Origin of the sequence: Streptomyces sp. H27-C3 (assembly GCF_030063415.1) — a bacterium.
Lineage (GTDB): Bacteria > Actinomycetota > Actinomycetes > Streptomycetales > Streptomycetaceae > Streptomyces.
Genome location: NZ_JASITA010000031.1, coordinates 69,793 through 87,854, shown reverse-complemented (window position 1 = coordinate 87,854; position 18,062 = coordinate 69,793). Strand labels below are relative to the sequence as shown.

Here is an 18,062-nt window from a genome sequence, read left to right as displayed (position 1 = left end):
CCCCCCACGGAGGCAGCACGTGGACCGCACTCAGCAGGCCCGTCACGCGTTCCAGGCCCCTCGCAGCAGCGCTCGACGACGGATCGGAGTCGGCGCGGCCTTGGCGCTGGCCGTCACGGCGGCGCTCACCACCACGGGAGTAGCCGCGGGCGCGCCCGCAGATGACACGAAGGCCGTGGTCGCGCCCGCAGATGACACGAGGGCCGTGGTCGGCGCGGCGGCAGTGCCCAAGCACGCACTGACCGGCTACTGGCAGAACTTCAACAACGGCGCGACGGTCCAGAAGCTCGGCGCCGTGCCGTCGCAGTACGACATCATCGCGGTCTCCTTCGCCGATGCGACCCCCACCGCCGGCGAACTCACCTTCACCCTCGACCCGGCGGTCGGCTATTCCTCGGCCGACGACTTCAAGGCCGACATCGCGGCCAAGAAGGCGGCCGGAAAGTCGGTGATCCTCTCGGTCGGCGGCGAGAAGGGCAACGTCACGATCAACAACGACGCCCCCGCGACCGCGTTCGCGGACAGCGCGCACACGTTGATGCGGGAGTACGGCTTCAACGGGATCGACATCGACCTGGAGCACGGCGTCAACGCCACGTATCTGACAGAGGCACTCAAACAGCTGTCGGCCAGGGCGGGTTCGGAGCTGGTCCTCACGATGGCGCCGCAGACGACCGACATGCAGTCGACGTCAACCGAGTACTTCAAGACGGCGCTGGCCGTGAAGGGCATCCTGACCGTCGCCAACATGCAGTACTACAACAGCGGTTCGATGCTGGGCTGCGACGGCAAGGTCTACTCGCAGGGCTCGGTGGACTTCCTCACCGCACTCGCCTGCATCCAGCTGGAGGGCGGCCTGGACCCGAGCCAGGTGGGCATCGGAGTCCCGGCATCAACGCGGGGCGCGGGCAGCGGTTACGTGGACCCGCGGATCATCAAAAACGCCCTGGGCTGTCTGACCGGCGGCACCAACTGCGGCTCGCTCAAGCCGTCCAAGACGTACCCGGGTCTGCGCGGCGCGATGACCTGGTCGACGAACTGGGACGCGACGGCGGGCAACGCTTGGTCGGACGCGGTCGGCCCACACGTCCACAAGCTGCCGTAACCCTTCCCGGTACCCGCTGGGCCCCCTCCCCCCACCCGAACCAGCAGCGCCGCCGCTCCCCCGGCGGCGCTGCTGTGTGTGGTGAGGGCGTTCGGAGTGAGGGCGTTCGGAGTGAGCCTGGCGCGTCGGAACCAGGGAGACCCAGCAGACTCCCCGAAGGCGTAACGAGCCGACCGGGCCGCCGCTGGTGTGGTGACCGTCACGCCCTCCGGAGAGCCCGACATGTCCAAGTCATCACCATCAAGCCAGAATTACACCTGAACCAACCAGCCTCGCATTGTCACTGTCGATACGTAAAGTGATCCGTGATGCTTTGGCAGTAACGGGGAGAAAATTGTGGCAGATGAGGGCGGAGCGTCAACACCGGACTCGGGCCGGTCGTTCGACACGTTTTACGGGGTGAACCCTCAACAGGCTTTGGTGATCGAGGCCGACAAGATGAAGGGCTTCAAGAAGCGGGTCGACGACCTGCTGACCGAGCTCGACAAATCCGAGGCGGCTCCGGACAGGATGGCCGACGACCGGCTGGTCCGCGCCCACCTCGGTTCCGAGGACTTCCATGAGGCGCAGTACCTCTTCGAGTCGTACAGCGTCGTCCACGAGGAGCTGGAAAAGCTGTCGAAGGCGCTCGGAACCCAGATCGAGGGGATGGGCCTGGCGGTTCATGCCTCGCGCGTGGGCTACGAGAACGTCGACGTGGACATCCGGGACCGTATGGCCGCGATCAACGCGCAGGCGGAGAAGTACTACGACAAGGACCGGGACCCGACCGTCCAGGAGCCTGTCGGCGGCCCCGCCAAGAAGGACACCAGCAAGGAAACGGGCTTCTGATGAGTGGGAAGCCACAGGCGAAGAGCACGAACTTCGAGGCCATGTCGCACGAGAAGCTGGCGGCGATGCTCACGGCTGCCAATCCGGCGGGCCCTGCGAACCTGGCCCGCAAGCTCTCCGGAGCAGCCGCGGCGATCTCCAAGATCGGCGAGGACCTCAAGACGCATGTGGCCGGCCTGCCTTGGCACGGCGAGGGCGGCGACGCCTTCCGCCAGTGGGGCAACCAGACCGCGAATGCCACGCTGCATCTCGGGGAGTACAGCGAGGTCGCGTCCCGGTGGATGGAGCAGGTCTCGACGGCCGTTGCCGAAGCCAAGGCCACGATGCCCCCGCTCTCCGAGACGACAAAGGCCAAGGGCGAGCTGCTGAGCGCCCAGAAGAACTACAAGGCTGCGACGGACCCGGAAAACAGAAACGACCCGGACGCCCGCACAGTTGCACAGAGCTCCCAGTCGGACGCGACTGCCGCGCAGGGGCGGATGGATGCGGCGCGCCTTGAGGCGGTACAGCGGCTGAGGAAGCTCGCGCAGGCGTACGAGCTGTCGGCGCATCAGGTCAACAGCGTTCAGCCGCCTACGTTTCCGCCTCCGGCTCGGTATATGGGTGGCTTCGAGGAATGGCGGCCTGCTGTCAACCACGAGGCAGCCCCACGTTCTGCCGAGGGCGGATCAGCGGCTCCTTCGAACAGCGGATCCGGGCCGCTCTCCACGGCTACGAGCGGCCGCTCCAGTGATGCAGGACCTTCCCTGCCAGGCGCATACGGAACTCAGCAAACTGACGGCGTCTCGTCTTCAGCCGGCGCCGTACGACCGGAGCGCCCGGTCGGCATGGAGATCGACTCGGTTGGCACGCTGCCACAGACTCCGTCGGGACTATCCGCCGCACCGTCGGCCAACGTACCAGCCACCGGTCGGCCGGACGGAAGCATGGTGCCGCCCCTCGGTCTGGCTCCGCCAGCGAGCGGCGGCAGGACGCCTGCATCCTCGGCCCCGGACGGGGCCCGTCGACAGAACTCGGGTGTTCGTCCCCCAATGCTGCCCGGACAGGGCACGTCCGGAGCAGCAGGATCTGCCGGACGTGCTCCCGGCAGCGGCGGCATCGTCGGCGGGCGTCCCACGCCCAGCACCAGCCGCACCCCGGGCGGAATCGCTCGCGGCACCGTCGTCGGTGGCGAGGGCGCTTACGGTCGCGGGCCCATGGGGTCCGGTTCGGGAGGCGCCGGCACAGGAGGCGCAGCTCGTGGACCGATGGGTGCCGGTACTGGTGCCGGCGCGGGAGGCGCCAGCACAGGTCAACGCGGATCAGCTGTCGGCCGCCGCTTGGCGAGCGAGACCGGAGGCATTGTGGGCGGGCGCCCCAACCAGTCGAGCCGAGCAGGCACCCGCCCCTTCACGACTGGCGGGACCGGTTTGGTCCGTGGTGCCACCCCGGGCAGCGCTCCTCAAGCGACGGGTCCAGCGGGCCGCGGCGGGGCGGCAGTTCCGCCGCCGAGTTCGCGCACGCGGAGGAAGCCTCGTGACGAGCAAGGAAACGACCGGCCGGACTACCTCGTCGAGGACGAGGAGACCTGGCAGCAGAACAACCGTCGTGCAGTGCCTCCCGTCATCGACTGACATCGGCAAGAGGGAAACAGATGAGTACCAGTAGTAAGCGATCGTTCCGATTCCGATCGGCCTTGTCGGCCGGAGTCGGGCTCTTGCTGACGGGTGTTGCGACGGTTCCGGCCCATGCGGACACTGCCTGGAACAGGCAGTGGCACCTGAAGGCCATGCACGCAGAAGAGATGTGGAAGACCAGTACCGGCCGTGGCATCACAGTCGCTGTCATCGATTCCGGCGTGGATGATTCCGGACCCGATCTTCGAGGTCAAGTTCTTGATGGCAAGGACTACTCGAAACTGCCCGGCGATGAGCACAAGGACCACGCAGACCACGGCACGGGCATGGCTGGTCTGATCGCAGCGACTGGCGCACAGGGCAGGGCGGCCGGCGTGTTCGGACTTGCGCCAGGAGCCAAAATTCTACCGATCCGGATGGTCTCCACGAAGGAGGACTACGGAAAGGTGAACGCACGGGCCAGATTCTTCGAGTACATGGCGAAGTCGATTCGATTCGCAGCGGATTCCGATGCCCAGATCATCAACATCTCGTTGGGACAGTTCAATGCTCCGGGCCAGGAGAACACCAGTCCCCCACAGTTGAGCGCCGCCGTGAAGTACGCCAACAACAAGGGTAAGTTGATCTTCGCGGCGGTCGGCAACAACGGCGACACCTCGAACTTCTTGGGATACCCAGCAGCGACCCCAGGTGTCGTGGGAGTCGGTGGAGTGGACCAGAAGGCAAAGCCCGTAGAGAACTCCCAGTGGGGACCCCAAGTCGACCTCGCCGCGCCGGCGAAGGACATCGCCAGCGCGTGTGCCGACAGCTCCGGGATCTGCTCGGGAACCGGCACCAGTAACGCGTCAGCCCTCGCCTCCGCCTCAGCAGCCCTCCTCTGGTCCAAGCACCCCGACTGGACGAACAATCAGGTCCTCCGCGTCCTGATGACCACGGCCAGCGGCAACGACAAGGGCCTGAAGCGCGACGACGTAGTGGGTTACGGCGTCATCCGCCCCCGCATCGCGCTGGAGATCCCCGGCGACCCCGGCCCGGCCGACGAGTACCCCATCCCGGACCTGGCAGCGGCAGCACTCAAGTCGCCGTCCCCGGGCGCCTCCAAGTCCGCAGGTGGCAGCGAGAAGACCGCGAAGGACGACAAGCCGGCCGCCGCGACAACCGCCTCCGACGCGGGCGACAACACCACCCTCTGGATCGCCCTGGGTCTGGGAGCCGCCGCCCTGATCGGCACCGCAATCGCCACCGGTGTCATCCGCAACCGCCGTCGTGTCGAATGAACTGAGTCCCGCGGAAAGCCGCACCCGCCCCCCCTGCGGGCAACAACAGGGACGACCCGAAGAGGGCCGCTAGGAGCGGAAGTAGAGGCGCGACTCGGCAGCACCGGTGGTTGTTGCAATCGACTGGTGTGGCATTGACCGCTGCAGCTCCGCAATCCAGATGACGTTCGCGGGAGAAGGAACCCAGACATGGCTTGGGACGAATGGGAACAGCTGAAGACCGAGGCCGCCGAGAGGCAGTCCACGAACATGCAGCTGAATCAGATTCCAGCCGACGGAGGTGGGGGCAGCACTGGAGGCCAGGCAGATCTGGTTGTCCGTGACGACGAGTTGGGCAAGTTGGGCAATATGGCGTACGGCCTGCGCGAAGGGCTGCGTGTAGATGCCGATCACGCCCGCCAGAACACCTTCGACGCCTCCATTGAGCTATTGAATGACGGGCTCGACATGGGTTCCGCCCTCACTCAGATGCATGATGCCTGGAACAGCCAGCTGGGAACACTCAAAGAGGCATGCGCGCACATTTCCAACCATCTCGACTTCACCCGCGCCCAGCACGCGAAGGACGAGGTGAAGATCCAGACCGATATGCGCAATGCAGCTGGTGATCTCATGAGTGTTTCGCGCATCAAGGATTACACTAAGTAACGGGGACCCATACATGCTGAACGTTCCGCAACTGACAAACTTGCGGCTGGGAGGCCTGAATTCTGCGGTCACCGACTGGCAACAGATGACCGTCAAACTTCGAAAGCTCGCCACCGGCAGCGGCGGGGAGACCAGCGCGGCAGATCTCAAAGCCAAGGCCGAGGCTGCGGACTGGCGTGGTGTCAATGCCACGGTGACGAAGAGCTTCGTGGCTCAGACCGCTGCCGAATTCAGCGACGTGGTCACTGAAGCCGACAGCATCCACAAAGTGTTGCGGGACTCTCACACAGCCTTCAAGAAGCATCAGGAAGACGTACGGGCCGCCGTCGACAGATGGACGAAGAAAAACGTCTATATCAGCGACAACGGTGGCGCCTCCTCCGCCGCTCCTCCCGGTGCGGTGGCCGGCAAGGCCAAGATTGATACGCCGACCCAGGAGGACTGTGACAACGCCGCAGCGGAGATCGGCAGGATCCTGGAGGCTGCGGACGAAACCGACCGCATAGCGGCGCGTGCGCTGCGCAAGCATGCCGCCAACAAGTACGACTTCGGCAAAACCAGTTATCAGGGCCTTGCGGATGCCGACAAGCAGCAGGGCATCGCTGACGCCGACGCGCAGGTGAAGCTTGCGTCCAAGGGCGACCAGCTGACGGACGCAGAGCTCAGGCAGTTCAACGAGATCTCCAAGAACCAGCGCGACAACCCCGCCTACGCCGAGCGTTTCGCCACCAGGCTGGGACCGGAGGGGACACTCCAGTTCTGGCGGAGTCTGGCCGACCCCGGCCACGGCGACACCCCGACCGGTGAGCGGGCGAAAATCCTCGCGAAGGTCCAGGACAACCTGAGCTTGACCCTCGCCACCGCCACCCACGTCGACACCCCCGCCATGCGGGAGTGGAAGGACGGGATCATCGCGGCGGGCGACGACCGGATCAAGCATCCCGGGATCATGAGCGCCCCGTACGGCTTCCAGGTCATGAGCAGCCTGATGGGCAAGGGAAAGTTCGAGTCGGGCTTCCTCACGTCGTACGGCGACAAGATGGTGGAGTTCGAGCGGGCCAACAGCAAGGCGGGGCCCGGCTGGCTCTGGGACAACCCCGGAAATCCCGCACAGCTCAACTATCCGCCCGGCTCGGCGAAGCCGGACAACGACCCGATCTCGGGCTTCATGGAAGCTCTGGGACACAACCCGGAAGCCTCCCTGGACTTCTTCAACGGCTCGACCGGCCGCGGTGCAAACGACGACCTCGACACTCTCAGCAATTGGGACTACCTGGTCGACGCGGACAATGAGGACGCTCGCAAGTGGCCGGTGGACGACGACGGCAAGACGACCGGCTACACCAACATGGGCCATGCGCTGGAGTCCGCGACTCTCGGGTACGCGTACGACGACCCGGATCCGAGCATCCCGCCGGCAAAGACCGAGGAGCAGATCGAGGCACGGGGCGAGCGGACCGCGCTCATGCAGCAGGTCGTGGACAACTACAAGAACGCCGGTGTGATCGACGGGCAGCCGGGGATCCGCGACAGCCTGACGAACATGGCAGCGGGCCACATCGACAGCCTCAACTACACGATGGCCAACTTCGGTGATGCCGGGAAACTGTCCGGCAACGACCAGCTCTTCGACTTCAAGGAAAACCATCTCCGCGACCTAGGCCAAATGGAAGCGAGGAATTTCCTGAGCGCCCTGGGTTCCGACGAGGACTCATACCAGACCGTTTCCACCGCTCAGCAGGTGTACGGAGCCAGCCTGATGGCGGCCCAGGGTGAGAACGGGGTGGCCGCAGTCGACGCCGGTGTGCACAGCGTCAAGATGCATGGCCTCCTGGACGAGTCACGATTCGAGGGCATCGGTAAAGAATTCGGCGACGACAAAGAAGCCCGGAACATGGAGCTTGAAAAGCAGGCAGAGTGGCGTAAATACGCCGTCGGCGCCGTGGTCGGTACCGTTGCAGGCGTGGGTGCAGCAGTAATTGTTCCCGCTGGTGCGGCAGCAGCCATCGCGGTCCCTCTCGCTTTCGAAGCTGCTGGAGGGGCTGCGGAAACCCAATACGCGACACAAATGATTGATTGGCTCAAGGAGAACGAGTTCGACAACTCCAACGAGGCATCCGAAGGAATCTACGCGGCCAAATTGGAAGGCCAACACAACGCAATGATTCCCCTCTTGAATTATGCAGAAGAAAGCGGTATGGCACCTGAAGAGGTGCGACGGATGGCAGAAAGATCCGAGAGCGCATACAACGCTGGCGTAGCCCATTCCGACACCGGCAATACCAAGGATTGAGGCCGATGAAGAAGTATGCCGCCACCGCAACTGCCCTGACAGCACTACTGGCAATCAACGCGTGCAGTTCAGACGAAGGTCAACCCGATCAGAATGCCGCCAGCACCAAGGAATCCAACTGTAAAGAAGTGCTGGGCAGCGTCGGTACGGACTGGCTGAAGACCCGAGTCGGCAACGATCAGCTTGTCATGCACAAGACCAACAATAAGGAGCAGGCGCGGGATCTGTTCAACAAGCAGATGCGTAGTTGGGAACCGAAGGACAGCGCAGACCCTTACGCCCCCCTAAGGTTCGCCGATGCCCAAATATGCGTGGCCAGCAAGAAAGGCACAGCATCAGACGGGAAGTTCAACCTTCGCTACGATGCTTCGCAATACCCGTTCTCCGAGATTCCGGGCAACGAGGGCAAAGCCCCTGCCCCCGGCAATTCCGACGTGAAATTCGCCGCCCGGCAAGAACGCGGCAGTCCGACTGCCTACACGGTCTACTTCAAGTGTGCTATTCCCGGCGCTCGTTCGGAACAGGAGGAGCAGCTTCCTGTCGCAGCAATCATGACCGACAGCTTGACCGGCGATCGGGACGCCGGAGTCCATTTCCGCCACCTCTTGCACTCCGTCCAGGTGATGACCCGCACGCTCGACTGCCAGAACAAGCCCGACGTACCGACAGAGCCCCCCTCGTCGGTCAAGTAGCTCGACCTGGGCACTCCCTAATCCGTAGTTAAGGGCGTTCCCCCGAGGCCGGCCCTGCCCGCCGCCGTGGCTCTTCGGTGGGGCGTCGGGCAGGGGCCGACAGCAAGACCGTCCGGTGCGAGCCGGCAGCGAGGCCGGCCGGATGAACGCGGCCGGGGCTACCAGGGCAGCTCCCGCACCTGCTGGAAGCACAGCACGATGAACAGCAGGCCCGCCGTCACCAGCATGCCGTTGCTGAGCCAGCCGTTGCGCCATTCCGCGGGGGTGCGGGACGAGTTGAGGAGCCAGACCAGGGTCAGGGCCAGGAACGGCATGAAGAACGCGCCCAGTACGCCGTACACCACGACCAGGCCGAACGGCTGGTCCAGCCACAGCAGGGTCATCGGCGGGAATGTGAGCCACAGCAGGTACGCGCGGAAGGGCTTCGAGCGCTCCTTGACGCCCGTCGCGACCTCCTCGACCGTTCCCTCGTCGACCGGTGCGCCCCTGCGGTCGGCCTGGAAGCGCTCAACGAAGTCGGCGAACATCAGGCTCACGCCGTGCCACACGCCGATGAGGGACGAGAAGGACGTGGCGAAGAAGCCGACCAGGAAGAGCTTCGCGGTGAACGTGCCGTAGCGGTCCTCCAGGATCTTGCCGAGGTCGATCAGGCCCCTGTCGCCCTTGGTCAGGGCGAGTTGTGAGGAGTGGAGCAGCTCCGCGCCGACGATCAGCATCGCCACGACGAAGATGCCGGTCGTGATGTACGCGACGCGGTTGTCGAGGCGCATCACCTTCATCCAGGAGGAGTTGGTCCAGCCCTTCGCGTTCACCCAGTAGCCGTACGCCGCCATGGTGATCGTGCCGCCCACGCCGCCGATCAGGCCCAGCGTGTAGAGCAGCGAGCCGTCGGGGAGCACCGGCAGCAGGCCCGCGAAGGACGCTCCGACGTCCGGGCCGACGCGGATCGCGACGTACACGACGACCACGAACATGATGCCGATCAGGACCGTCATGACCTTCTCGAAGACGGCGTACTGGTTGAACCAGACGAAGACCAGGCCGATCAGACCCATGATGATCGCCCAGACCTTGAGGTTCGGTCCGTCCGGGAAGAGCGCGACGATCGGCAGGGCCGACGACGACATGGCGGTGGCGCCGTAGATGAAGCCCCAGATGGTGACGTAGATGGCGAAGTAGACCGTCGTCCACTGGCCGAGGCTGCGCCAGCCCTCGAAGAGGGTGCGGCCGGTGGCCAGGTGCCAGCGGCCCGCGGCCTCGGCGAGCGAGATCTTGACGACGCAGCCGATCACCGCCGCCCACATCAGGGTGTAGCCGAACTTGCTGCCCGCTATCAGCGTCGCGACCAGGTCACCGGCGCCCACGCCGGTCGCGGCGACGACGATGCCGGGGCCGATGTACTTCCAACTGGACTTGCGTGGCCGGCCGGTGAGCTCTCCTGTGCTGTTGTCCGTCGTACCTGCCATCTCTGGCGCCTCCCCGCTCGTCCCACTCGTCCCCGAAGGTGATCCAATTCACCAAAGCGGGGTGGGGGTGATCGCGCAAGGGGGTCAGCGGTTTGTGTTGCCGGGGGCGCCGCGGTTGCCGAGGTACTCGCCCAGGACGGGGGCTATCTCCTCGGACCACTCCTGGAGCATCCTGCGGTTCTTCGCGACCACCGCGCATTCGAGGAAACGGCCGTCGTTCAGCAGCACGCCCACCATCAGGATGTGCCCGCTGGTGCCCTGCTTGTAGTGGACGGTGGAGATGTCGTGCCAGGGGAACTCGGCGGTGTGGCCGTGCGACTCGAAGCAGACGCCCGCCTCGTCGATCACGATGCCGAAGCGCCGGTCCGCCGCGAGGAAGTCGGGCCCCGGGAACGGCCCTTGAGGCTGCTGCTGGTGGGGCGCGTACGGCTGCGGCGTGTACGGCGGTTGCTGCGGCGGCTGCGGCGGCGGCGGCGGCGGCGGCGGCGGCGGCGGCGGCGGCGGCGGCGCGGGAGCGTACGGCTGCGGCTGCGCGTACGGCGTCGGGGCGAATGCCGGGGGCGGCGGGCCGAAGCCCTGTGGCACGTTCTGCGCGTGCTGCTGACCCTGCTGTTCCATGTCGGCCCCCTCGGCTCCTGCCCCACCCATGTGCGCGCATCAGTATGGAGCGCCCCCGGGACGGACGGGTCCGGGGGGAGCTCGCACACACTGGATCGTAGGGCTAGATGACCAGGCTCAGCAGCGCGGCGACCACGAAGCCCGCCACGGACAGGACCGTCTCCAGGACCGTCCAGGACTTCAGGGTGTCGCGCTCCGAGATGCCGAAGTACTTCGCGACCATCCAGAAGCCGCCGTCGTTGACGTGCGAGGCGAAGATCGAGCCCGCCGAGATCGCCATGATGATCAGCGCGAGGTGCGCCTGCGAGAGGTCCTGGCCCTCGACCAGCGGGACCACGATGCCCGCGGTGGTGACGATCGCGACCGTCGCCGAGCCCTGCGCGACACGCAGCACCACCGAGATCAGCCAGGCCAGCACGATGATGGGCAGACCCACGTCGTTGAAGGTGTCGGCGAGGGCGTCCGCGATGCCGCTGCCCTTGAGGACCGCGCCGAAGACACCGCCCGCGCCGACGACCAGCAGGATGTTGCCGACCGGCTTGAGGGACGCGGTGGAGACCGTCTCCAGGGACTTGCGGGACCAGCCGCGCCGGATGCCGAGCAGGTAGTACGCGAGGAACAGCGCGATGGTCAGCGCCACGAAGGGGTGGCCGAAGAACTCGATGACCGAGCGGAGCGTCGAGGGGTCGAGCGCGATGGAGGAGAACGTCGCCAGCAGGATCAGGACCAGCGGCGTGCCGATGATCGACAGGACCGTGGCGAGCGCGACGGGCGTCTCGCGCGGGGCCACTCCGGCGGCGTGCTGCTCGGCGGCGACGGCGGCCTTGGCCTCCTCGGCGGCCTCCACCATGTCGTGCGGTACGTCGACGAAGATGCGCTTGCCGATCCACGCGGCGTACGCCCAGGCGGCGAGGACCGCGGGGACACCGACGATGACGCCCATCAGGATGACCCAGCCGAGGTCGACCTTGAACAGGCCGGCGGCGGCGACCGGGCCGGGGTGCGGCGGCAGGAAGGCGTGGGTCATCGACAGGCCGGCGAGGAGTGGCATCGCGTACAGCAGGATCGATTTTCCGGAGCGCTTGGCGGCGGCGTACACGATCGGCGCGAGGACGAAGATGCCGACGTCGAAGAAGACGGGGATACCGAAGACGACACCGGTGACGCCCATGGCGAGCGGGGCGCGCTTCTCACCGAAGAGGTTCAGCAGGCGGGTGCTCAGCACCTCGGCGCCGCCGGACACTTCGAGTATCGCGCCGAGCATCGTGCCGAGGCCGATGATGATCGCCACATGGCCGAGGATGCCGCCCATGCCGGACTCGATCATCGAGACGGCGGCGGACTTCTGGACCGTACCGAAGAGTTCGGTGACCGACAGGCCCGCGGACAGGCCCACCACGATGGAGACCCCGAGCAGCGCCACGAAGGGCTGGATCCTGACCTTGATGATCAGGACGAGCAGGAGCGCGATGCCGAGGGCGGCGACGGTCAGCAGACCGGCCGTGCCGGGGATCAGGGCGAGCAGGCCGCCGGTGTGCGGGGTCGGCGGTGGTACGGGTGGAGCGGCTGCGAGAAGCACGGGGGACTCCGTTGTTCGGTTCAGCGAGGGTTTTGAGGCAGGGGGGACCACGGCACGGCGCTTCGGGGGAAAGCGCCGTGCCGTGAGTTGTGGGGAGGTGGTGCAAGATCAGCCGAGCACGGCCAGGGCGTCGATCTCGATGAGCAGCCCCTTGGGGAGGCCCACGTAGACGGTCGTACGGGCCGAGGCGGGCGCCTTGAGGCCCTGCTCCTCGAAGTACGCGTTGTAGATCGCGTTCATCTCGGCGAAGTGGTCGACGTCCGTGAGGTAGACGCGCATCATCATCACGTCGTCCCAGCTCGCGCCGCCCTCTTCGAGGATCGCCTTGACGTTGGCGAAGGTCTGGAGGGTCTGCTCGCGCAGGGTCGGGCCCGCGGGGGTGGGGGCCTGCCCCTCGACCGCGGGCAGGAAGCCGACCTGGCCGGCGACCTGGAGGATGTTGCCCTTGCGTACGCCGTGGGAGAACTTGGCGGGCGGGGCGGTGTGGGTGGACGGCGTGATCGCGGTCTTCTCGCTCATGCGCTTGCTTCCTTGGTGGGGCCTGTTTTCGCAGGGGTGTTGGCAGTTGCGGGGGTGTTGGCAGTTCCTGAGTACTCCCGGCTGATGGCATCGGCTGTGCGACGTACCAGCGGGAGAAGGGTGAGGAGTTCCTCGGCGGTGACGACGACATTCGGTGCGGACACCGACATGGCGGCGACGACCCGGCCGTCCGCACCGCGAATGGGGGCGCCGATGCAGTTGATGGACTCCTCGTGGCCGCCGAGGTCGGTGGCCCAGCCCTGTTCGCGCACGTTCGCCAGTTCCTTGAGGAAGGCTCCGGCGTTCGGCGTCGAACGGGACGTGTACATGGGGTAGTCGAGCTTGTCGGCGATGGCGCGCCGCTCGGGCTCGGTGAGGTCGGCGAGCAGCAGCTTGGCGACCGCGGCCACGGTGATCGCGACGGGCTTGCCGATCCGCGAGTACATCCGGACCGGGTAGCGGCTCTCGACCTTGTCGATGTAGAGGACCTCGTTCTCCTCGTACACCGCGAGGTGGACGGTGTGCCCGCAGTCGCCGTTGAGGGCGGTGAGGTGCGGGTGCGCGATCTCACGTACGTCGAGATTTTCCACGGCCTGCTGCGCGAGCGCGAAGAGGCGGGCGCCGAGGCGGTAGCGCTGGTCCTGCTGGCGGTAGACGAGTCCGTGCTCGTGGAGCGTACGGAGGAGTCTGAGCGCGGTGGACTTGTGCACGCCGAGGCGGTCGGCGACCTTGCCGAGGTCGGCGGGCCCCTCCGCGAGCAGCGGCAGGATGCTCAGCGCTCGGTCGACTGTCTGGCTCATGCGGTACGTACCTCCACCTGGTCCTCCCCTACCCCGTCCAGGATCCAGCCGGGGCCGAGTCGCAGTGTGCCCCAGGCGCGGGCATCCAGGGCGGCAAGGCGGTCGGCGTGGGCGCGGGCGGGCGGGGTGGCGAGGTCGCCGGGGACGGTGAGGGCGGCGGCGGCCATGAGGTGGCCGTGCCGGATGCGGGCGCGGTCGGGCAGCCCGCGGAGGGTGGCGGAGAGGAACCCGGCGGCGAAGGCGTCGCCCGCGCCGACGGATGCGACGACGTCGACGGTGAGGGCGGGCACGAAGGTGACGCTTTCGCCGCCGCCGGCCGCGTCCGTGCGGGCGTACACGGTGGCGCCGAGGCTCCCCTGCTTGATCACCAGCACCTCGGGCTCGGGCAGGGCGGCGCGGATGGCTGCCGCGCCGGTCAGGCCCCAGGCGGCCTCGGCCTCGTCCTCGCCGACGAAGACGAGGTCGGCGCCCCGGGCGAGGTCGAGCAGGACGCGGGGGTGGGGGCCGGCCGCGTCGTGCCAGAGGTTGGCGCGGTAGTTGACGTCGAAGGAGACGAGGGGCCGGCCAGGGGCGCGGGCGGTGAGCTCGCGCATGAGGGCGAGGCAGTCGGGCGAGAGGGCGGCGGTGATGCCCGACAGGTGCAGGATCCGCCCGGACCACAGGTACCGGTACGGCATGCTCCCGGGCGCCATCGCGGAGGCGGCGGACCCGGCCCGGTAGTAGACGACCTCGGAGACGGGCTCTTCGACGGGCGGTCCCTCGGCGAGCGGCTCTTCGACGGGGGCTCCTTCGACGAGCGGCTCTTCGACGGGATCGGGGGTCGCCGAAGCCGGGCCCGCCGGGGATCCCGGCTGCGCCGGAGCCACTCCTGTCGGCCGTTCCCCGGCGGTGCGGAAGTAGATGCCCGTCGGGCGGAGGGGGTCGCGCTGGACCCCCGTCGTGTCCACGCCGTACGCCGCGATCGCGGCCACGAGGTGGTCGCCGAAGCCGTCCGCGCCGACCCGGCCGAGCCACTTCGACGAATGGCCGGAGGCGGCGAGACCGCAGGCGACGTTGGACTCGGCTCCGCCGATGCCCCGTACGAACGACGGCACGTCGGCGAGGCGCCCCGGTCTCGACGGCAGGAACGTGACCATGGACTCGCCAAGACAGACGACGTCGACATCGATATCGGCAGCGGCGTCAATATCGACGTCGGCCTCGACAGCGGCATCAGTGTCGACAGCGGCATCGGAAGCGATGTCGGAGTCGACGGATCCGGGCACGGGCGCGGTCACGATCGCTCAAGCTCCTCACTGGTCGGTCGCCGGTCACCATTGACCGGGCGTTGGCTCGGATGTTAGACAGCGGTAAGCGAAATGTGCAATGGGTGTTGCAGAGAGTGCAACGCAATCTTCTGAGGAGGCCCCATGGCTGCCGAGATCGACTCCGACACCGCAGACGCGGTCGGATCACTCGCCCTTGAAACGGTGGATCACCGCTTCAAGGCACTCCCGCCCGACGCCGCGGGCCTGACCGTCGGCGCGCTGGCAGCCGAGCGCCGGAGTCTGTTCACCGGCGGCTTCACCACCCCCGTGCTGGCCCTCTCCGCCGAGTCCCTGGACCACAACCTCGCGCTCCTGGAGACCTACGCCGAGCGGCACGGCCTCGCCTTCGCCCCGCACGGCAAGACCTCCATGTCGCCGCAGCTCTTCGCGCGCCAACTGGCCCGCGGCGCCTGGGGGATCACTGCCGCCATGCCGCATCAGGCCCGCGTCTACCGCGCGTACGGCATCCAGCGGATCTTCCTCGCGAACGAGGTCGTCGACGCGCCCGCGCTGCGCTGGATCGCCGCCGAACTCGACGCCGACCCCGACTTCCGCTTCGTCTGTTACGTCGACTCCCCGCGCGGCGTCGAGCTGATGGACGAGGCCCTGCGCGGCGTCTCGCGCCCGCTGGACGTCGTCGTGGAGCTCGCCGCCGGTGAGGGGGCCCGTACCGGCGCCCGTACCGAGACCGAGTGCGCGGCGATCGCCGACGCCGTCGCCGCCACCGCGACCCTGCGTCTTGTCGGCGTCGCGGGCTACGAGGGCGAGGTCCCGCAGGCCGACGACGAGCGGGTACACGCCTGGCTGCGCCGACTCGTCGCGCTGGCCTCGGAGTTCGACAAGGCGGGCCGGTTCGCGTCGACCGGCCTCGACGAGATCGTGATCAGCGCGGGCGGCAGCGCGTGGTTCGACGCGGTGGCGGATGTCTTCGCCGAGATCCCGGGTCTGTCCCTGCCCGTGCTGAAGCTGCTGCGGTCCGGCGCGTACGTCTCCCACGACGACGGCCACTACCGCCATCTGACTCCGTTCAACCGGATCCCCGAGGAGGGCGCGCTGCAGCCCGCGTTCCGCCTCTGGGCGCAGGTCGTGTCGCGCCCCTCGCCGACCCAGGCGTTCATCAACGCGGGCAAGCGCGACGCCGCGTACGACCTCGATCTCCCCGAGGCCCAGGTCGTGCGCTCCGCACGCGACGGCTCGATCCGCCCGGCCACCGGCATCAAGGTCACCGGCCTCTCCGACCAGCACGGCTGGCTGACCACGGAGGAGGGGGGCGGGGGCGCGGACCTGGAGGTGGGCGACTGGGTCGGGATGGGCCTGTCGCACCCCTGCACGTCCTTCGACAAGTGGCAGCTGATCCCCCTGGTCCAGGGCGACGGCACCGTCATCGACTACGTCCGCACCATCTTCTAACGACCTCGGGGGCAATGCGGCGTGGATCAGCGAGCGGCGTCCTGCGGCTTCGCGTCCAAGGCGGAGGAGGGAGGCGACGCGGAGCGTCGTCGACCGACGACAACGCCGGAGGCGGAGCCGCAGGACGCCGGGAGCCCGCGCACCATTGCCCCCGAGGTCGTAAGCACCCGGGAGCTGAAGCCATGGACCTCGTCCTTCGCGACGTACGCGTCATAGACGGCACCGGTGGCGCCTCCTACCGGGCCGACGTGGGCGTCACCGACGGCCGCATCGCCGAGATCCGCCGCGAGGCGGACACCGGAGCCGGCCCGCGCCTGAGCGCCGCGCGCACGGTGGAGGGGGACGGCCTGGCGCTGGCTCCCGGCTTCATCGACATGCACGCGCACAGCGACCTCGCGCTGCTGCGCGACCCCGACCACTCGGCCAAGGCCGCGCAGGGGGTGACCCTCGAAGTCCTGGGCCAGGACGGGCTTTCGTACGCGCCGGTCGACGAGCGCACGCTCGCCGAGGTCCGCAGGTCGATCACCGGCTGGAACGGTGACGGCTCGGACATCGACTTCGACTGGCGCACGGTCGGCGGCTACCTGGACCGCCTCGACCGCAACTTCGGCGGGCAGGGCATCGCGGTCAACGCGGCGTACCTCATCCCGCAGGGCACGCTCCGGATGTACGCCATGGGCTGGGACGACCGTCCCGCGACCCCGGCCGAGATCGACCGTATGAAGCAACTGGTCGCGGAGGGCATGGAGGAGGGCGCGGTCGGCATGTCGTCCGGGCTCACCTACACGCCCGGCATGTACGCCGACGACGCGGAACTCACCGAGCTGTGCCGGGTGGTGGCGCGGTACGACGGCTACTACTGCCCGCACCACCGTTCGTACGGCGCGGGCGCGCTCCAGGCGTACGAGGAGATGGTGACCCTCACCCGGTCCGCCGGCTGCGCGCTGCACCTCGCCCACGCCACGATGAACTTCGGCGTGAACAAGGGCAAGGCACCGGATCTCCTCACCCTCCTGGACCGCGCGCTGGCCGACGGCGCGGACATCAGCCTCGACACGTACCCCTACACGCCCGGCTGCACGACGCTCGTCGCGATGCTGCCGAGCTGGGCCACCGAGGGCGGCCCCGAGCCGACCCTGGACCGTCTGCGGGACGACTCGACGGCCGAGAGGATCCGTCACGTTATGGAGGAGGTCGGCGCCGACGGCTGCCACGGCGTCCCGATCGAGTGGGACACCATCGAGATCTCGGGCGTCTCGGACCCCGGCCTGGCGAGCTGTGTGGGCAAGACGATCGCGGAGTCGGCGGCCCAGCGCGGCGAGGCCCCCTGGGTCACCGCGCGCCGGCTGCTCATCAACGACAACCTCGGCTCGACGATCCTCCAGCACGTGGGCCACGAGGAGAACGTCCAGCAGATCATGCGCCACCGGGTCCACACCGGCGGCAGCGACGGCATCCTCCAGGGCTACAAGCCGCACCCGCGCGCGTACGGCACGTTCCCCCGGTACCTGGGCCGCTACGCCCGTGAGCTGAACATCCTCAGCCTGGAGGAGACGGTCGCCCACCTGACCTCCCGCCCGGCGGCCCGCCTGCGCCTGGCCGACCGGGGTCTGGTCCGCGAGGGCTACCGCGCGGACCTGGTCCTCTTCGACCCGGAGACAGTCGCGGCCGGCTCCACGTTCGCGACGCCGCGCACACTCCCTGTGGGTATCCCGCACGTCCTGATCGACGGCACATTCGTGATGGAGGACGGCAGGCGCACGGACGTGCTGGCGGGGCGGGCGATTCGGCGTACGACGTAAACGCGGCAGTAGACCTCGGTGCGTCAATGCAGGTCGAGCACCGCCCGCAGGGCCTGGCTCACGCGCCGCCTGCTGGCGCTGGCCTCGTCGCCGGTGGTG

The 18,062-nt window shown here is 67.7% G+C and carries 15 protein-coding genes; 9 read left to right on the top strand and 6 right to left on the bottom strand.

What is annotated here, in order from left to right; all coding sequences use genetic code 11:
• The 7 genes from QMK30_RS27290 to QMK30_RS27260 all read left to right on the top strand — a co-directional run.
• On the top strand, window positions 1-1,105 hold a 1,105-nt coding region (locus tag QMK30_RS27290; RefSeq protein ID WP_283520986.1), incomplete at its 5' end, for a chitinase.
• A 399-nt stretch (window positions 1,106-1,504) separates the two neighbouring features.
• Window positions 1,505-1,936 carry a DUF2563 family protein gene (locus tag QMK30_RS27285; protein ID WP_283520985.1) on the top strand — a complete coding sequence of 144 codons (432 nt, stop codon included), beginning with the start codon at window positions 1,505-1,507 and terminating at the stop codon, window positions 1,934-1,936.
• Complete coding sequence (locus QMK30_RS27280; protein ID WP_283520984.1) at window positions 1,936-3,549, top strand: hypothetical protein; 1,614 nt, start codon at window positions 1,936-1,938, stop codon at window positions 3,547-3,549. The genes QMK30_RS27285 and QMK30_RS27280 overlap by 1 nt, the downstream gene beginning before the upstream one ends.
• Window positions 3,550-3,569: 20 nt before the next feature.
• Window positions 3,570-4,829: a type VII secretion-associated serine protease mycosin gene (gene mycP, locus QMK30_RS27275; protein WP_349362117.1), complete on the top strand. Its 1,260-nt coding sequence runs from the start codon at window positions 3,570-3,572 to the stop codon at window positions 4,827-4,829.
• Window positions 4,830-5,018: 189 nt separating this feature from the next.
• Window positions 5,019-5,477, top strand: a complete 459-nt coding sequence (locus QMK30_RS27270) for a hypothetical protein (protein ID WP_283520982.1) — start codon at window positions 5,019-5,021, stop codon at window positions 5,475-5,477.
• Between the two features lie 13 nt (window positions 5,478-5,490).
• Window positions 5,491-7,770 (top strand): DUF6571 family protein, encoded by a 2,280-nt coding sequence (locus QMK30_RS27265; RefSeq protein WP_283520981.1) that lies wholly within the window; start codon window positions 5,491-5,493, stop codon window positions 7,768-7,770.
• Between the two features lie 5 nt (window positions 7,771-7,775).
• Window positions 7,776-8,462 (top strand): hypothetical protein, encoded by a 687-nt coding sequence (locus QMK30_RS27260; RefSeq protein ID WP_283520980.1) that lies wholly within the window; start codon window positions 7,776-7,778, stop codon window positions 8,460-8,462.
• Between the two features lie 158 nt (window positions 8,463-8,620).
• Here QMK30_RS27260 and QMK30_RS27255 read toward each other — a convergent pair whose 3' ends face one another.
• The 6 genes from QMK30_RS27255 to QMK30_RS27230 all read right to left on the bottom strand — a co-directional run bounded on the left by QMK30_RS27255 (window position 8,621) and on the right by QMK30_RS27230 (window position 14,613).
• Window positions 8,621-9,928, bottom strand: a complete 1,308-nt coding sequence (locus tag QMK30_RS27255) for an Nramp family divalent metal transporter (RefSeq protein ID WP_283520979.1) — start codon at window positions 9,926-9,928, stop codon at window positions 8,621-8,623.
• Between the two features lie 84 nt (window positions 9,929-10,012).
• A complete protein-coding gene (locus QMK30_RS27250) occupies window positions 10,013-10,546 on the bottom strand; it encodes a hypothetical protein (RefSeq protein ID WP_283520978.1) in 534 nt (177 codons plus the stop codon).
• 103 nt (window positions 10,547-10,649) lie between these two features.
• Entirely contained in the window at window positions 10,650-12,125 is a 1,476-nt protein-coding gene (locus QMK30_RS27245) for a GntP family permease (RefSeq protein WP_283520977.1), read from the bottom strand.
• A gap of 108 nt (window positions 12,126-12,233) precedes the next feature.
• A complete protein-coding gene (locus QMK30_RS27240) occupies window positions 12,234-12,644 on the bottom strand; it encodes a RidA family protein (protein WP_283520976.1) in 411 nt (136 codons plus the stop codon).
• A complete protein-coding gene (locus QMK30_RS27235; RefSeq protein ID WP_283520975.1) occupies window positions 12,641-13,444 on the bottom strand; it encodes an IclR family transcriptional regulator in 804 nt (267 codons plus the stop codon). Before QMK30_RS27235 ends, QMK30_RS27240 begins: the two co-directional genes overlap by 4 nt.
• Window positions 13,441-14,613, bottom strand: coding sequence for a sugar kinase (locus tag QMK30_RS27230; RefSeq protein ID WP_283520993.1), 1,173 nt, complete (start codon window positions 14,611-14,613; stop codon window positions 13,441-13,443). Before QMK30_RS27230 ends, QMK30_RS27235 begins: the two co-directional genes overlap by 4 nt.
• 240 nt (window positions 14,614-14,853) lie before the next feature.
• On the opposite strand from QMK30_RS27230, the gene QMK30_RS27225 reads away from it, so the two are divergent.
• Entirely contained in the window at window positions 14,854-16,161 is a 1,308-nt protein-coding gene (locus QMK30_RS27225; protein WP_283520974.1) for an amino acid deaminase, read from the top strand.
• A 182-nt stretch (window positions 16,162-16,343) separates the two neighbouring features.
• Window positions 16,344-17,963, top strand: a complete 1,620-nt coding sequence (locus QMK30_RS27220) for an N-acyl-D-amino-acid deacylase family protein (protein ID WP_283520973.1) — start codon at window positions 16,344-16,346, stop codon at window positions 17,961-17,963.
• The last annotated feature ends 99 nt before the right edge of the window (window positions 17,964-18,062 follow it).

Excerpts from the sequence above, each read along its gene's own strand:
- QMK30_RS27280 (WP_283520984.1), top strand. The coding sequence starts at position 1,936 with ATGAGTGGGAAGCCACAGGCGAAGAGCACGAACTTCGAGGCCATGTCG.
- QMK30_RS27220 (WP_283520973.1), top strand. The coding sequence starts at position 16,344 with ATGGACCTCGTCCTTCGCGACGTACGCGTCATAGACGGCACCGGTGGC.
- QMK30_RS27225 (WP_283520974.1), top strand. The coding sequence starts at position 14,854 with ATGGCTGCCGAGATCGACTCCGACACCGCAGACGCGGTCGGATCACTC.
- QMK30_RS27240 (WP_283520976.1), bottom strand. The coding sequence starts at position 12,644 with ATGAGCGAGAAGACCGCGATCACGCCGTCCACCCACACCGCCCCGCCC.
- QMK30_RS27265 (WP_283520981.1), top strand. The coding sequence starts at position 5,491 with ATGCTGAACGTTCCGCAACTGACAAACTTGCGGCTGGGAGGCCTGAAT.
- QMK30_RS27250 (WP_283520978.1), bottom strand. The coding sequence starts at position 10,546 with ATGGAACAGCAGGGTCAGCAGCACGCGCAGAACGTGCCACAGGGCTTC.
- mycP (WP_349362117.1), top strand. The coding sequence starts at position 3,570 with ATGAGTACCAGTAGTAAGCGATCGTTCCGATTCCGATCGGCCTTGTCG.
- QMK30_RS27255 (WP_283520979.1), bottom strand. The coding sequence starts at position 9,928 with ATGGCAGGTACGACGGACAACAGCACAGGAGAGCTCACCGGCCGGCCA.
- QMK30_RS27270 (WP_283520982.1), top strand. The coding sequence starts at position 5,019 with ATGGCTTGGGACGAATGGGAACAGCTGAAGACCGAGGCCGCCGAGAGG.
- QMK30_RS27235 (WP_283520975.1), bottom strand. The coding sequence starts at position 13,444 with ATGAGCCAGACAGTCGACCGAGCGCTGAGCATCCTGCCGCTGCTCGCG.
- QMK30_RS27260 (WP_283520980.1), top strand. The coding sequence starts at position 7,776 with ATGAAGAAGTATGCCGCCACCGCAACTGCCCTGACAGCACTACTGGCA.